We start from the raw sequence: 15,667 nt of genomic DNA on the forward strand, positions 1-15,667 counted from the left end.
CGTTGACTACACCATTGAAAAAGATCGTGATTGTCGGCGGCGGTGCTGGCGGGCTTGAAATGGCGACTCAGTTGGGTAAAAAACTGGGTCGTAAGAAAAAGGCAAAAATCACGCTGGTGGACAGAAACCACAGCCATCTGTGGAAGCCGTTGCTGCATGAAGTGGCGACCGGTTCACTGGACGAAGGCGTGGACGCTCTGAGCTACCTGGCGCATGCGCGTAATCATGGTTTCCAGTTCCAGTTGGGTTCGGTTATGGATATCGATCGTGAAGCGAAAACGATCACCATTGCGGAACTGCGTGACGAGAAAGGGGAACTGCTGGTTCCTGAGCGTAAAATCGCGTACGACACCCTGGTGATGGCGCTGGGCAGCACCTCTAACGACTTCAACACCCCTGGCGTTAAAGAACACTGTATTTTCCTGGACAACCCGCATCAGGCGCGTCGCTTCCATCAGGAAATGCTGAACCTGTTCCTGAAATACTCTTCCAGCATGGGTGTTAGCGGTAAGGTCAACATTGCGATTGTCGGTGGCGGCGCAACGGGCGTGGAGCTTTCTGCGGAACTGCATAACGCTGTGAAACAGCTGCACAGCTACGGCTACAAAGGCCTGACTAACGAAGCGCTGAACGTGACGCTGGTTGAAGCCGGTGAGCGTATTCTGCCTGCGCTGCCGCCGCGTATTTCCGCTGCGGCGCATAGCGAACTGACCAAACTGGGCGTACGCGTACTGACTCAGACGATGGTGACCAGCGCAGACGAAGGCGGCCTGCACACGAAAGATGGCGAACACATCAAAGCTGACCTGATGGTGTGGGCGGCAGGGATTAAAGCGCCTGATTTCCTGAAAGACATTGGCGGGTTGGAAACTAACCGCATCAACCAGTTAGTGGTTGAACCAACGCTGCAAACCACTCGTGACCCGGATGTTTATGCCATCGGCGACTGTGCTTCCTGCGCACGTCCTGAAGGGGGCTTTGTGCCGCCGCGCGCACAGGCCGCGCATCAGATGGCAAGCTGCGCACTGAATAATATTCTGGCGCAGATGAAAGGCAAACCGATGAAAGACTATGTTTATAAAGATCACGGTTCGCTGGTATCGCTCTCTAATTTCTCGACTGTCGGCAGCCTGATGGGGAACCTGATGCGCGGTTCAATGATGGTGGAAGGGCGTATCGCGCGTTTTGTTTACATTTCGCTTTACCGTATGCACCAGATTGCGCTGCACGGTTACTTTAAAACCGGGTTAATGATGTTAGTAGGCAGCATTAACCGTGTGATTCGCCCGCGTCTGAAACTGCATTAATCCTTACCGTATCGCCTGATGGCGCTTCGCTTATCAGGCCTACGGCTCGCACTGCATGTAGGTCGGATAAGGCCACCGGCCGCCATCCGGCATCAGCTCTCACCGTCTGTAGGCCGGATAAGGCCATCGGCCGCCATCCGGCAATTTAATCGCGCCATCTGCTTCAGAGTTCTCTGAATCGTGTCTGTTTGCCGCATAACCCCGCACTTTTCATCCTCTTTCTGATTTGCTTAACCCCACTGCTGGTTGCAAAATTGTTACTAATAGCAAAAAAGGAGGAATTCCCGTGAATAAATCAATGTTGGCGGGTATAGGGATTGGCGTAGCTGCTGCGCTGGGTGTGGCGGCGGTGGCCAGTCTGAACGTTTTTGACCGTAGCCCGAAATATGCGCAAGTCGTATCAGCCACACCCATAAAAGAAACCGTCAAAACACCGCGTCAGGAATGCCGCAACGTGACGGTCACGCACCGCAAACCTGTTCAGGACGAAAATCGCATTGCCGGTTCGGTGCTTGGCGCGGTTGCTGGCGGCGTGATTGGTCATCAGTTCGGCGGTGGCCGTGGTAAAGATGTGGCGACCGTCGTCGGGGCGCTGGGCGGGGGTTACGCCGGTAACCAAATCCAGGGATCAATGCAGGAAAATGACACCTACACCTCTACGCAGCAGCGTTGTAAAACGGTGTATGACAAGTCAGAGAAAATGCTGGGCTATGACGTCACTTACAAGATTGGCGATCAGCAGGGGAAAATCCGCATGGATAAAGATCCCGGAACGCAAATCCCGCTGGATAATAACGGTCAATTGATTCTGAATAACGACGCGTAAAAAAAGCTGTACTCTGCACGTTAGCCCCTCATTCGCTCAGGCTGAGGGGCTTTTTTTATCAGACGGTCAGGCGCTAAGCCTTCAGCATCTCCGGCCACAGCCGTAGGGTGGTGCGGGTTATCTGCATCAGCTTGTCAAACGTCGCGCCTTCACGCGCGCTGATCGACATTCCTTGTAAAATACAGTTCAGATATTCCGCCAGCGTTTGTGGATTGCAGTGCGCCGGAATTTCCCCGCGCTCCTGCCGCTGGCGCAAAAACTGGGTCAGCGTCTGCTCCTGCATCGCGTGGCGGGATTTCACCGTATGGGCGATTTCACGGGAGGAGGCGGCCAGTGTGGCGGACGTGTTGATCATAAAGCACCCGGCAGGGGTGTCTTTACTGGTGAAGCATGTCGCGACGGCGGTGAAATAGTCTTCCAGCGCAGACTCAACGCTTTTTTCTTCACAAAAGAGTTGGGCCTCATGCTTTGCCGCAAAGCGGCTGATATAGCGATCCAGCACTGCGCGGAACAACCCTTCCTTGTTCGTAAATTCTGCGTACAGCGTGGGCGCTTTTGCGCCGGTCGCTTCCACGAGGTCGGCGAGCGATGTTGCTTCATAGCCGTGCTGCCAGAAGAGTGTCATGGCCTTATCAAGCGCGGCTTCCCTGTCGAACACTTTTGGTCGGCCACGGCTTTTTTTTACGCAACCTGTCGAGTCAGTTGTCATGATGCCGTTGTACCTTGTTGGGTTTGTTGAACAACCATTATAAAAATAATCCCGCTCAGTCTCCAGCGCATTCAGAAGAAAAATAATTCACCTGTATTGATATGAAAAATAAGTTCTTTTTAATTTATATAATGATCGTTATAAAAAAATGTTGACGTGTGACCTGGATCACATCTATGATTTACCTATCGATCGTTAAGTAAATATTTCGACACCGTTCATCTGCTAAAGGTCACTATCATGAAAAACGTAAAAACCCTCATTGCTGCCGCTGTACTGAGTTCACTCTCTTTCGCAAGTTTCGCTGCTGTTGAAGTTCAGGCGACGCCTGTAGATCAACAGAAAGTGGGCACCATTTCCGCAACCGCCGGGACTAACCTGGGATCTCTGGAAGATCAACTGGCGCAAAAAGCGGATGAAATGGGCGCGAAATCTTTCCGCATTACTTCGGTAACCGGTCCTAACACCCTCCACGGGACTGCGGTTATCTACAAATAAGCATTAACCCTCATTAATGCCACTGCTACTGCCACAAAAAAGCCCCGCTGTCTGAGCGGGGCTTTTTTATTATCCGACGTTACATCGACTGCTGCGTTATCCCGGGATGGCGGGTGACATCGACCGGCATTCCTGAACGCACTTCCATAACATGCTCCATAACGGCGGCATCGGTCTGTGCGGTATCTTTGAAAGCCTGCATTTGACCGTTCAATACGATCGGCAATATCTGCGGATCGTCATCAATATTCTTCGATAACGGCTGGTGGACTTCTACCAGGCGCATGCCGCCAGGTTCAACGGACGCTTTGATCGGCGTATTAATAATGTTGACCTTCGTACCCGGCGTGACCTGACGGAACAGCGTCTCAATATCACCGTCACGCAGGCGAATACAGCCGGAACTGACGCGCATCCCGATACCGAAATCAGCATTCGTGCCGTGCAGCAAGTAGACGCCGCCATAAGCCGCTAAGCGGATCGCATGATGGCCCATTGGGTTATCCGGCCCGGCGGGAACCACGGCAGGGAGGTCTATCCCCTGAGCCTTGTAACGGGCGCGGATATTCGCCGTAGGCGTCCAGGTTGGGTTTGCGCGCTTATCCGAAACGGTAGTCACCATCGTTGGCGTCAACGTATCGCCACCCAGTTGACCGATACCGATTGGATACACGGTCACCGAATTTTTTCCGGGAGGATAGTAATACAGACGCAATTCGGCGAGGTTAATCACAATACCTTCGCGCGGCGCGTCCGGCAGTAAGGTTTGCAGAGGGATGGTCAGAACGCTGCCCGCGCGGGGAACGTAAGGATCAACGCCCGGGTTTGCCTGTAGCAACGCTAAAAAACCGACATTGTATTTTTTAGCAATCGCCTCCAGCGAGCCGCCGTTGTTTTCGACAACGTGAAATGTATTCTCGCCCACCAGTTTGCTGCCGGGAGGAGGAAGCGGCCATGTGTTCGCCTGCGCCGGTATCGCCAGCGCTACGGACGCGGCGAGCGTAAAAAACGCCAGCCAGCGGGAAAGTCGCATGTTATTCATTATCATCACAAATCAAAGGGTTATTGTAATAAATTGAGTCAATGATCATTATGGCGGGTTGTCATGTCTTGAAGTGCAAGAGAAGTGCAAAGTGTTGTAAATGTGGGCGAAAACGCGGGGGGATGGCAGAGGGCATTACGCCCGGTGGCGCTGCGCTTACCGGGCCTACAGGGTATGCTTCCCGTAGGTCGGATAAGGCGATGTGCCCGGTGGCGCTGCGCTTACCGGGCCTACAGGATATGCTTCCCGTAGGCCGGATAAGGCGCTTGCGCCGCCATCCGGCGTCGTAGTGCGTTACGCCGCCGCGTTTTCTTCCAGTTGCGCCATAAACTGGCGCACCCAGTCCATACGCGTTTTACGCTCCGCCAGATCCTGAATAAACTTCAGGCGTGTCGGGCCGTCGAGGCGGAAGTGCTGCGGTTGTTTTTGCAACAGACCAATCAGCCAGGTTGGGTTAACGTGATTTTTCTCGGCAAACTCGATCGTACCGCCTTTCTCGTTGCCTTCCAGTTTTCGAATGCCCAGCTTCTGTGCCTGTTGGCGCAGACGCGCGATATCCAGCAGATTGCGCGCCGGGTCAGGCAGCAGGCCGAAACGGTCGATCAGCTCTACCTTGAGCTCCTCCAGCTCGTTTTCGTTTTTCGCACTGGCAATGCGTTTATAGAACGACAGACGCGTATTCACATCCGGGATAAAATCATCCGGCAACAGCGACGGCATACGCAGTTCGACTTCCGTCTGCTGGCTGGTGAGGTCTTCCAGCGACGGCTCACGTCCGGCTTTCAGTGCATCCACGGCGTTCTCCAGCAGCTCCATATACAGCGAGAAGCCGATGGTCTCCATCTGCCCGCTCTGATCTTCGCCAAGCAGCTCGCCAGCGCCGCGAATTTCGAGGTCGTGGGTCGCCAGCGCAAAACCGGCGCCCAAATCCTCCAGCGAGGCAATGGCTTCCAGACGTTTTTGCGCGTCGGTCGTCATCGCTTTTGGATGCGGCGTCAGCAGCCAGGCATACGCCTGATGGTGCGAACGTCCAACGCGGCCACGTAGCTGGTGGAGCTGCGCCAGGCCGAAATGGTCGGCGCGCTCAATGATGATCGTGTTCGCAGTCGGAATATCAATACCGGTTTCGATAATGGTGGTACACACCAGAACGTTAAAGCGCTGGTGGTGGAAGTCGTTCATAACGCGCTCAAGTTCGCGCTCGCGCATCTGCCCGTGACCAATCGCGATGCGGGCTTCCGGCACCAGTTCCGCCAGTCGGTCTGCGGCTTTCTGGATATTCTCCACGTCGTTATACAGATAATACACCTGGCCGCCGCGCAGAACTTCACGCAGGATAGCCTCGCGCACCACCAGGTTGTCATATTCGCGGACGAAGGTTTTTACCGCCAGACGACGGGCGGGCGGTGTGGCAATGATCGACAGATCGCGCATACCGCTCATCGCCATGTTGAGCGTACGAGGGATTGGCGTTGCCGTCAGCGTCAGAATATCAACGTCGGCGCGCATTGCCTTGATGCGCTCTTTATGCCGTACGCCGAAACGGTGCTCTTCATCGACAATCAGCAAGCCCAAATCTTTTAATTTCACATCGCTTTGCAGCAGCTTATGAGTGCCGATCAGAATGTCGATTTTCCCCTCAGCGACCTGCTCAAGGATCTGCGCTTGCTCTTTGGCGCTACGGAAACGGGAGAGCATTTCGATGCGCACCGGCCAGTTGGCGAAGCGGTCGCGGAAGTTATCGAAATGCTGTTGCGCCAGCAGGGTGGTAGGCACCAGCACCGCGACCTGTTTGTGGTTTTCCACCGCCAGGAACGCGGCGCGCATCGCCACTTCGGTTTTCCCGAAGCCGACGTCGCCGCACACCAGACGATCCATTGCCAACGGTTGGCACATGTCGCTCAGGACGGCGTTAATGGCCTGCGCCTGGTCTGGCGTGGTCTCGAACGGGAAGCTGTCGCAGAACAGTTGATACTGCTCGCGATCGTGCTTAAAGGCGAAACCTTCTTTTGCCGCGCGCTGGGCGTAAATATCCAGTAGCTCTGCCGCCACGTCGCGCACTTTCTCCGCGGCTTTCTGTCGGGCGCGAGACCAGGCGTCGCCGCCCAGTTTATGCAGCGGCGCGTTCTCTTCGGCGCCTCCGGCATAGCGGCTGATGAGATGTAAAGATGACACCGGTACGTACAGTCTGGCGTCGTTGGCGTAGGTGAGCATCAGGTACTCGCCCTTGATGCCGCCGGCTTCCAGCGTCGTCATACCCGCATAACGCCCCACACCATGCTCAAGGTGTACCACCGGCTGTCCAGGATGCAGCTCCGCCAGGTTGCGGATCAGCGTGTCGGGGTTAATCGTGCGGCGTGAGTCCTGACGGCGACGCGCAACGCGTTCACCCAGCAAATCGCTCTCGCAAATAAGCGCCAGATTACGCTGCGTATCGATAAAGCCATGCTCCGCAGCGCCAATCATCAGGTAACGTCCGGCGTCGAGCGCCTCATCCAGGCGCAAAATTCGTTTGGGTGAAATTTTAATACGGGCGAGCAGTTCCCCGAGCGCTTCGCGGCGGCCTTCGCTTTCTACGGAGAAAATGACCGGCCCGTTGAAGGATTCAAGAAATCTACGCAGCGCGTCCAGCGGCGCTTTTTGCTGCGCCTGTACCGCCAGATCCGGCAGTTTCTGAAAACCCAGATTGGTATTCGCCGCCTTACCTGGCAGATGTTCGGTTTTTAACTGTACGCGGGGCCAGCGTTTGAGTTCGGAGAACAGCTCATCGACCCGCAGCCACAGGGATTCCGGCGGCAAAAGCGGGCGCATAGGATCGACGCCACGGTTTTCAAAACGCGCCAGGGTATCGGCCTGGAAGCGTTCAGCGCTGTTTTCCAGCGCGCCGGTATTCACCAGCAGCGTGTTCGCCGGGAAGTAGCTGAACAGAGGCGGCAGCGGCTCGTTGAAGAACAGCGGCTGCCAGTATTCGATCCCGGCAGGCAGCGTGCCTTTACTGACCTGCTGGTAAATATGCTCGGCGTCGCGTTTAACTTCAAATGTGTCACGCCACTGGCTGCGGAACAGCTCGATGGCCGTTTTATCGGTCGGAAATTCATGCGCGGGCAGCAAATTGATGGCGTCGACTTCTTCCAGCGTACGCTGGGTATCGGCATCAAACAGGCGCAAACTGTCGATTTCATCATCAAAAAAATCAAGACGATAGGGCTGTTCGCTGCCCATCGGAAACAGATCCAGCAGCGCGCCGCGAGTGGCGTATTCACCGTGTTCCATGACCTGATCAACATGGCGATAGCCCGCGCTATCCAGCTGTGCGCGCAGGGCGTCGCGCGACAAACGCTGACCCTTTTTCATCACCAGGGCGTGGCCATGTAAATAACTGTGCGGGCAAACGCGCTGCATCAGCGTATTTACCGGAACAATCAATACGCCGCGCTGCATTGACGGCAACTGGTAAAGCGTGGACAGGCGTGAAGAGATGATTTCCTGGTGTGGGGAAAAGCTGTCGTAAGGGAGCGTTTCCCAGTCCGCCAGATTCATCACCAGTTGGTCGGTGAACTGGCGAACTTCGTCATGCAGGCGCAGGGCGTTTTGCATGTCAGGTGCAATAAGCACGATTGGGCCAGCATGGCGCTCGGCAATCTCCGCCACCAGCGTGGCGCAGGCGGCGCCGGTAAGCTCACCCAACTGGCGCTGATCGCCGGGTTTGGTTGGCAGAGTATAACGTTGTTGTTCAGGCATAGTGGTTGCAGGATCTCTATTGGGTATACACCACACTATGGGGGCATATCACTGATAAGCAATGCTCTTTATTATCCGTGATCGTTTCTCTTTAGCAAATTGATTCGCCCCCGGGAGGGGGCGAAAAGATTAACGCGAATAGCTGGTAACGGCGGGGAGAGAAGGCGGAGAGAAGAAGAGATCGGCAAACAGGCGTTGCGAAATTTTTCGGACGGTAAGGCCCGTCAGCGTGCAAATCAGCAGACTGGCAAAGGGGTAAACCAACAGCAGAGCAAACTCAAGCTGCGGCGACCATGCCGCGCCGTTGATTTTCGGAATCAACGTTAAGCTGAACGCTTCGACCAGGATACGGTGGGTTGTATAGATAGCAATAGTGTTTGAGCCGATGACATTCAGCAGGCTGGAAGAACGCATGCCGAAGCGCTGCTCATACTGATAAAAAAGTTTCATGATCAGCACAATCGACACCAGTGAGAGCAGCAGGGATACATTAGCCAGCCAGGCGATGACGGCGAGCAGCGCAATGCCCGCAAACGCGATAGCATAACGACGCAGTGGGACATGCTTAATCCACTCCATCAGCGTGGCGCCAAACCAGGCGCCGAGGCTGTAGTAAGGCAGGTTGCGGATCACGCTGTTCATTCCCCACCACGGCGTCGGCACGAAGTTTATCGTCACGCTCAGCAGTACAAACAGTACGAACAGTGGTTTTGCCCATTGGCTGAAGACTTTACACAGCACAAAATAGACAACCAGCGCATACAGATACCAGAGGCTGGTGCTGGCCGTCAGCATTCCGTGAATAAACTCGCCGACGGACCCGGCATAAGCGGCGTTGGAGGCGTTGTTGATGTCGCGTTCGGGCGCCAGCCAGTGGTTGAGCCAGCTAAGCGCCAGCCATTGCGCCACTCCCCAGAGCGCCAGTACCCAGACAATGCTCCAGATCCGTTTATCAATACAGGTTCCCCAGGGCACGCTGTCAATATAGCGGCGGATCAGATACCCGGAAATAAAGAAAAACACCGGCATGCGAAACGGCGCCAGATAGAGGTTAAAGTAGATCCAGCATTTCGTCAGGATCTCCGATAACGGATACTGGAAAGCGGTCAGGTGGGGATAGAACGTAATCACAGAGTGATAAATAACCACCAGGCAGATGCATAACCCTTTGATTTGGTTGATCCACAATTCTTTTTGTTTCATCAGGACGGCGTACTCGTGTTATTCAACATAGCCTGTGATCCTGCGGGCGGGGATCGGTGTTGTAATGCGTAACATTCTGTATTTTATTTTTTTAAGATAAAGATCAGGGTCAAGGGTGAGTATCAAGGCAGGTATCTTCAGGAAGTTGATTTCTTGATACTTTTCAGAATTACGCTGACGAACACTTACGGTTCAGTCATTTACCCATTCCGCTTTCGCTTATATACTCGGGGCTTTGCTAACAGCAACCAGACGGATTTCATGTACCAACCTGTCGCTCTATTTATTGGCCTGCGTTATATGCGTGGGCGTGCAGCAGATCGTTTCGGTCGTTTCGTCTCCTGGCTTTCCACCATTGGCATTACTCTCGGGGTGATGGCGCTGGTCACGGTATTGTCGGTGATGAATGGTTTTGAACGTGAACTGCAAAACAACATCCTTGGCCTGATGCCGCAGGCAATTCTCTCGTCTGAGCAGGGCTCCCTTAATCCACAGCAGATACCCGAAAAAGCGGTTACGTTGAATGGCGTCAATCGTATCGCGCCGCTTACCACGGGAGATGTCGTGCTGCAAAGCGCGCGTAGCGTCGCCGTGGGCGTGATGCTGGGTATCGACCCGGCGCAAAAAGATCCCTTAACGCCGTATCTGGTCAATGTGAAGCAAACCTCTCTTGAACCGGGCAAGTATAATGTCATCCTCGGCGAGCAGCTTGCCGGGCAGTTGGGCGTCAATCGCGGCGATCAAATTCGCGTGATGGTGCCTTCCGCCAGCCAGTTCACGCCAATGGGACGGCTGCCGAGCCAGCGCCTGTTTACGGTGATTGGCACCTTCGCGGCGAACAGCGAAGTGGATGGCTACCAGATGCTGACCAATATTCAGGACGCGTCGCGTCTGATGCGCTACCCGGCGGGCAATATCACCGGCTGGCGCTTGTGGCTCAATGAGCCGCTGAAGGTGGATACCCTCAGCCAGCAGACGCTGCCGGAGGGGACGAAATGGCAGGACTGGCGTGAGCGAAAAGGCGAACTGTTCCAGGCCGTGCGCATGGAAAAAAACATGATGGGTTTGCTGTTAAGCCTGATCGTCGCCGTGGCGGCGTTTAATATTATTACTTCGTTAGGTTTGATGGTGATGGAGAAGCAGGGCGAAGTGGCTATTTTACAAACCCAGGGGCTGACGCCGCGCCAGATCATGATGGTGTTTATGGTTCAGGGCGCCAGCGCCGGGATTATCGGCGCGCTGCTGGGGGCAGTGCTGGGCGCATTGCTGGCCAGCCAACTGAATAACCTGATGCCGATCATTGGCGCATTCCTGGATGGCGCTGCGCTGCCGGTGGCGATTGAACCACTACAGGTTGTTGTTATTGCGCTGGTGGCGATGGCCATCGCGTTATTGTCCACGCTGTATCCTTCCTGGCGCGCTGCCGCCACCCAACCCGCTGAGGCTTTACGTTATGAATAAGATCCTGTTGCAATGCGACAACCTGTGCAAACGCTATCAGGAAGGCTCCGTGCAAACCGACGTGCTGCACGATGTCAGCTTCAGCATTGGCGAAGGCGAAATGATGGCGATTGTCGGCAGCTCCGGCTCCGGGAAAAGTACGCTCCTGCACCTGCTGGGCGGCCTGGATACGCCGACGTCGGGCGATGTCATTTTTAGCGGCCAGCCGATGAGCAAACTCTCGTCGGCGGCGAAAGCGGAACTGCGCAACCAGAAGCTTGGCTTTATTTATCAGTTCCATCACCTGCTGCCGGATTTCACCGCGCTGGAAAACGTCGCGATGCCGCTGCTGATCGGCAAGAAAAAATCGGCTGAAATTACCGAGCGGGCGCGTGAAATGTTGCAGGCGGTGGGGCTGGATCACCGTGCTAACCATCGTCCATCCGAACTTTCCGGCGGCGAGCGTCAGCGTGTCGCCATCGCCCGAGCGCTGGTCAACAATCCGCGCCTGGTGCTGGCGGATGAACCGACCGGCAACCTGGATGCGCGCAATGCCGACAGTATTTTCCAGCTTCTGGGTGAACTCAATCGCGCTCAGGGAACGGCGTTTCTGGTGGTGACTCACGATTTGCAGCTGGCGAAGCGAATGAGCCGTCAGCTTGAAATGCGCGACGGTCTGCTGACGGCAGAACTGAGCCTGATGGGAGCTGAGTAATGGCTTCGCCTTTATCGTTATTGATCGGCTTGCGCTTTAGTCGTGGTCGTCGGCGCGGCGGTATGGTGTCGCTGATTTCCGTTATCTCGACTATCGGTATCGCGCTGGGCGTGGCGGTACTGATTGTCGGTTTAAGCGCGATGAACGGTTTTGAGCGCGAGCTGAACAACCGTATTCTGGCCGTGGTGCCGCATGGTGAAATTGAAGCGGTGAATCAGCCGTGGACTCACTGGCGCGAAGCGCTGGAAAAAGTGCAGCACGTACAGGGGATTGCAGCGGCAGCGCCCTATATCAACTTTACCGGGCTGGTGGAGAGCGGGGCGAATCTGCGCGCAATCCAGGTGAAGGGCGTGGACCCGAAACAGGAACAGCGCTTGAGCGCGCTGCCGTCGTTTGTGCAAAACCATGCCTGGGATAACTTCAGGGCGGGCGAGCAGCAGATCATCATTGGCAAGGGCGTTGCCGATGCGCTGAAAGTGAAGCAGGGCGACTGGGTGTCGATCATGATCCCCAATGCCAGCGCCGATCATAAATTGCAGCAGCCTAAGCGAGTGCGTCTGCATGTGACGGGGATTCTGCAACTGAGCGGTCAGCTCGATCACAGCTTTGCCATGATCCCTATGGAAGACGCGCAGCAGTACCTGGATATGGGGGCCAGCGTGTCCGGCATCGCGATTAAGGTCAACGATGTCTTTAACGCCAATAAATTGGTACGGGACGCTGGCGAAGTGACCGACAGTTACGTTTACATTAAGAGCTGGATCGGTACTTACGGCTATATGTACCATGATATTCAGATGATCCGCGCTATCATGTATCTGGCGATGGTGCTGGTGATCGGCGTGGCCTGCTTCAACATCGTTTCGACGCTGGTGATGGCGGTAAAAGATAAGAGCGGCGATATCGCGGTATTAAGAACCTTAGGGGCGAAAGATGGCCTAATCCGCGCCATTTTCGTCTGGTATGGGCTGCTGGCGGGTCTGCTCGGCAGTCTGTGCGGCGTGGCGATTGGCGTGGTCGTCTCATTGCAACTGACCCCTATTATCGAAGGCATCGAAAAGCTGATAGGGCATCAGTTCCTTTCTGGAGACATCTATTTTATCGACTTCCTGCCATCCGAATTACACTGGCTGGACGTTATTTACGTACTGGTTACGGCATTGTTGCTGAGCTTGTTGGCGAGCTGGTATCCGGCGCGACGCGCCAGCAATATTGACCCCGCGAGAGTGTTAAGCGGCCAGTAGTCGCAGTACATAAGAACAAGGAGCGGTGCGTGATGTATTACGGGTTTGACATTGGCGGGACAAAAATTGCCTTAGGCGTGTTTGATAACGAGCGACGTTTGCGCTGGGAAAAACGCGTACCGACGCCACGCGAAGGCTATGAGGCTTTTTTAACGGCGGTCTGCGATCTGGTGGCGGAAGCCGACCAGCGGTTTGACGTAAAAGGTTCCGTGGGCATTGGTATTCCCGGGATGCCGGAAACGGAAGACGGAACGCTGTATGCCGCCAATGTTCCGGCCGCCAGCGGTAAACCGCTCCGCGCCGATCTCAGCGCCCGGCTGGATCGTGATGTTCGCCTGGATAACGACGCGAACTGCTTTGCACTGTCGGAAGCCTGGGATGATGAGTTCACGCAGTATCCGCTGGTCATGGGGCTTATCCTCGGGACGGGCGTAGGCGGCGGACTGGTGCTCAACGGTAAGCCGATCACCGGTCGCAGCTATATTACCGGCGAGTTTGGTCATATGCGTCTGCCTGTCGATGCGCTCACCCTGATGGGGTTCGATTTTCCTCTGCGTCGCTGCGGCTGCGGTCAACTGGGCTGCATCGAAAATTATCTTTCCGGCCGCGGGTTTGCGTGGCTGTATCAGCATTACTATCATCAACCTCTACAGGCGCCGGAGATTATTGCTTTGTGGGAGCAAGGTGATGAACGCGCGCGTGCGCATGTTGAACGTTACCTGGATTTACTGGCGGTCTGCCTGGGGAATATCCTCACGATCGTCGATCCCGATCTGGTGGTGATTGGGGGAGGATTATCAAACTTCACTGCTATAACAACGCAACTGGCAGACAGGTTGCCACGTCATCTCCTTCCTGTTGCTCGTGTACCGCGTATTGAACGGGCGCGACACGGTGATGCGGGCGGGATGCGCGGCGCTGCCTTCTTACATCTTATCGATTAATCAAAAGAGGTTGTTATGCAGTCGCGTCGGGCTCATCGATTAAGCCGTTTTCGTAAAAACAAACGCCATTTGCGTGAACGCCTGCGTCAGCGAATCTTTTTCAGAGACAGAGTGGTGCCGGAAATGATGGAAAAACCAAGAGTATTAGTTCTTACTGGAGCGGGAATCTCTGCCGAATCCGGCATTCGTACATTTCGCGCCGCTGATGGTCTCTGGGAAGAACATCGGGTTGAGGATGTGGCGACCCCGGAAGGGTTTGCCCGCGATCCAGAACTGGTTCAGTCATTTTACAACGCTCGCCGTCAGCAGTTGCAGCGGCCTGAGATTCAGCCCAACCCGGCGCATGTCGCGCTGGCAAAACTGGAAGAGGCGCTGGGCGATCGTTTCCTGCTGGTGACGCAAAATATCGATAATCTGCATGAACGCGCGGGCAACAAGAATATCATCCACATGCACGGCGAGCTGTTGAAAGTGCGCTGCTCCCAGAGCGGGCAAATTCTGGACTGGACGGGCGATGTGACTTCAGACGATAAGTGCCACTGCTGCCAGTTCCCGGCTTCGCTTCGCCCGCACGTCGTGTGGTTTGGTGAAATGCCGCTTGGCATGGATGAGATCTATATGGCGCTGGCGATGGCGGATGTGTTTATCGCTATCGGAACATCCGGGCATGTTTATCCGGCTGCCGGGTTTGTGCATGAGGCTCGCCTGCACGGCGCGCATACGGTCGAGCTAAATCTTGAACCAAGCCAGGTCGGCAGCGAGTTTGAAGAGAAATATTATGGCCCGGCAAGCCAGGTCGTACCGGCGTTTATTGAGAAATTATTGAAAGGACTGTGATTTTTTTGCCGGATGGCGGCGAATGCCTTATCCGGCCTACGGTTCGCATTTGTCCAGGCCCGATAAGCGCAGCGCTATCGGGCATTTTTTACAACGCTGAATTAGCGTCCCGCTTTCAGCTTCTGATAATACTCTTCATAGATAGCACTGGCGGAACCCACATCGTTCTGCCATTCCCCTTTATTGATGGTGTCGGCATCAGGGTAGAGTGATTTATCATTTGCCACTTCAGGACTTAACAGCTTACGTGCGGCCAGGTTCGGCGTCGGATAACCGATGGTTTCCGCCACTTCTTTCGCCACATCCGGGCGCAACAGGAAGTTGATCAGCTTCAGCGCGCCTTCTTTGTTTTTGGCGTTCGCCGGAATAGAAAGGCTGTCCATCCAGAAAATACCGCCTTCTTTCGGCCAGATAACCTCAAGCGGCGTCCCTGCCTGACGTGCAACGTACGCAGAACCGTTCCACACCATCCCCAGGTTGACTTCGCCTTCCATATACGGGTTAGCCGGGTTGTCGGAGTTGAACGCCGCCACGTTTGGCATCAGTTTTTTCAGTTCGCTATACGCCGCTTCAATCTCTTTAGGATCGGTGGTGTTGCCGGAGTAATCCAGCTTACGTAGCGCCATCTGGAACACTTCACGCGCATCGTCAGTCAGCAGCAGGCTGCCTTTATACTCAGGCTTCCACAGGTCAGCCCAACTGGTGACGGTTTTCGGGTCAATTTCGTCGCTGTTAACGCCAATTGCCGTTGCGCCCCAGATATACGGGATGGAGTAGTCGTTATTCGGGTCAAACGGTTTGTTGAGCATTTCAGGATCGAGGTTGTGGAAGTTGGTTAACTTCGTTTTGTCGATCTTCTGGATCATGCCCTCTTTACGCATTTTATCGACGTAATAGGTGGAAGGCACCACCAGGTCGTAGGCGCCGTCTTTATACGTTTTCAGCTTGGCATACATGGTTTCATTCGACTCGTAGGTCGAATAGATAACCTTAATGCCCGTCTCTTTAGTGAACTGTTCCAGCAGTCCTGGTGGAACATACTCGGTCCAGTTGTAGAAATAGAGCGTGTTGTTGTCATCAGCGTGAGCGGCGCTCATGCCCAGTGCCAGAGCACCCGCCGCGAGCAGGTGGCGTGACCATTTTTTCATTTAACGTCCCCTG

13 protein-coding genes are annotated in these 15,667 nt (G+C 54.9%); 8 read left to right on the plus strand and 5 right to left on the minus strand.

What is annotated here, in order from left to right:
• The first annotated feature begins 2 nt into the window (after positions 1-2).
• Positions 3-1,307, plus strand: a complete 1,305-nt coding sequence (gene ndh, locus OGV82_RS18240; protein WP_024130434.1) for an NADH-quinone dehydrogenase — start codon at positions 3-5, stop codon at positions 1,305-1,307.
• Positions 1,308-1,593: 286 nt separating this feature from the next.
• Positions 1,594-2,133, plus strand: coding sequence for a glycine zipper 2TM domain-containing protein (locus OGV82_RS18245; protein WP_024130433.1), 540 nt, complete (start codon positions 1,594-1,596; stop codon positions 2,131-2,133).
• 73 nt (positions 2,134-2,206) lie between these two features.
• Here the strand turns inward: OGV82_RS18245 and comR are convergent, their stop codons facing one another.
• Complete coding sequence (comR, locus tag OGV82_RS18250) at positions 2,207-2,842, minus strand: TetR family copper-responsive transcriptional repressor ComR (RefSeq protein ID WP_024130432.1); 636 nt, start codon at positions 2,840-2,842, stop codon at positions 2,207-2,209.
• A gap of 240 nt (positions 2,843-3,082) precedes the next feature.
• On the opposite strand from comR, the gene bhsA reads away from it, so the two are divergent.
• A complete protein-coding gene (gene bhsA, locus OGV82_RS18255) occupies positions 3,083-3,340 on the plus strand; it encodes a multiple stress resistance protein BhsA (RefSeq protein WP_047457498.1) in 258 nt (85 codons plus the stop codon).
• Between the two features lie 79 nt (positions 3,341-3,419).
• Here the strand turns inward: bhsA and ldtC are convergent, their stop codons facing one another.
• The 3 genes from ldtC to OGV82_RS18270 all read right to left on the minus strand — a co-directional run bounded on the left by ldtC (position 3,420) and on the right by OGV82_RS18270 (position 9,326).
• On the minus strand, positions 3,420-4,385 hold the full coding sequence (ldtC, locus tag OGV82_RS18260; RefSeq protein WP_047463699.1) for a L,D-transpeptidase LdtC: 966 nt from the start codon (positions 4,383-4,385) through the stop codon (positions 3,420-3,422).
• 291 nt (positions 4,386-4,676) lie between these two features.
• Entirely contained in the window at positions 4,677-8,123 is a 3,447-nt protein-coding gene (gene mfd, locus OGV82_RS18265) for a transcription-repair coupling factor (protein WP_058669010.1), read from the minus strand.
• A 129-nt stretch (positions 8,124-8,252) separates the two neighbouring features.
• Positions 8,253-9,326 (minus strand): acyltransferase family protein, encoded by a 1,074-nt coding sequence (locus tag OGV82_RS18270; protein ID WP_012132800.1) that lies wholly within the window; start codon positions 9,324-9,326, stop codon positions 8,253-8,255.
• Between the two features lie 261 nt (positions 9,327-9,587).
• On the opposite strand from OGV82_RS18270, the gene lolC reads away from it, so the two are divergent.
• The 5 genes from lolC to cobB are packed head-to-tail and all read left to right on the plus strand — an operon-like array spanning position 9,588 to position 14,506.
• Positions 9,588-10,787, plus strand: coding sequence for a lipoprotein-releasing ABC transporter permease subunit LolC (gene lolC, locus OGV82_RS18275; RefSeq protein WP_024130430.1), 1,200 nt, complete (start codon positions 9,588-9,590; stop codon positions 10,785-10,787).
• Positions 10,780-11,481, plus strand: coding sequence for a lipoprotein-releasing ABC transporter ATP-binding protein LolD (gene lolD / locus OGV82_RS18280; protein WP_047457492.1), 702 nt, complete (start codon positions 10,780-10,782; stop codon positions 11,479-11,481). The genes lolC and lolD overlap by 8 nt, the downstream gene beginning before the upstream one ends.
• Positions 11,481-12,725 carry a lipoprotein-releasing ABC transporter permease subunit LolE gene (lolE, locus tag OGV82_RS18285; RefSeq protein ID WP_024130429.1) on the plus strand — a complete coding sequence of 415 codons (1,245 nt, stop codon included), beginning with the start codon at positions 11,481-11,483 and terminating at the stop codon, positions 12,723-12,725. The genes lolD and lolE overlap by 1 nt, the downstream gene beginning before the upstream one ends.
• A 32-nt stretch (positions 12,726-12,757) precedes the next feature.
• Positions 12,758-13,669 (plus strand): N-acetylglucosamine kinase, encoded by a 912-nt coding sequence (gene nagK, locus OGV82_RS18290; protein ID WP_047457488.1) that lies wholly within the window; start codon positions 12,758-12,760, stop codon positions 13,667-13,669.
• A gap of 15 nt (positions 13,670-13,684) precedes the next feature.
• The gene (gene cobB, locus OGV82_RS18295) at positions 13,685-14,506 is read left to right on the plus strand and encodes a Sir2 family NAD+-dependent deacetylase (protein ID WP_047457485.1); all 822 of its coding nucleotides are present in this window, start codon (positions 13,685-13,687) and stop codon (positions 14,504-14,506) included.
• A 101-nt stretch (positions 14,507-14,607) separates the two neighbouring features.
• Here the strand turns inward: cobB and potD are convergent, their stop codons facing one another.
• Entirely contained in the window at positions 14,608-15,654 is a 1,047-nt protein-coding gene (potD, locus tag OGV82_RS18300) for a spermidine/putrescine ABC transporter substrate-binding protein PotD (RefSeq protein WP_047457482.1), read from the minus strand.
• Positions 15,655-15,667: the final 13 nt, after the last annotated feature.

This window comes from Citrobacter sp. CK191 (assembly GCF_030333435.1).
GTDB lineage: Bacteria > Pseudomonadota > Gammaproteobacteria > Enterobacterales > Enterobacteriaceae > Citrobacter_B > Citrobacter_B koseri.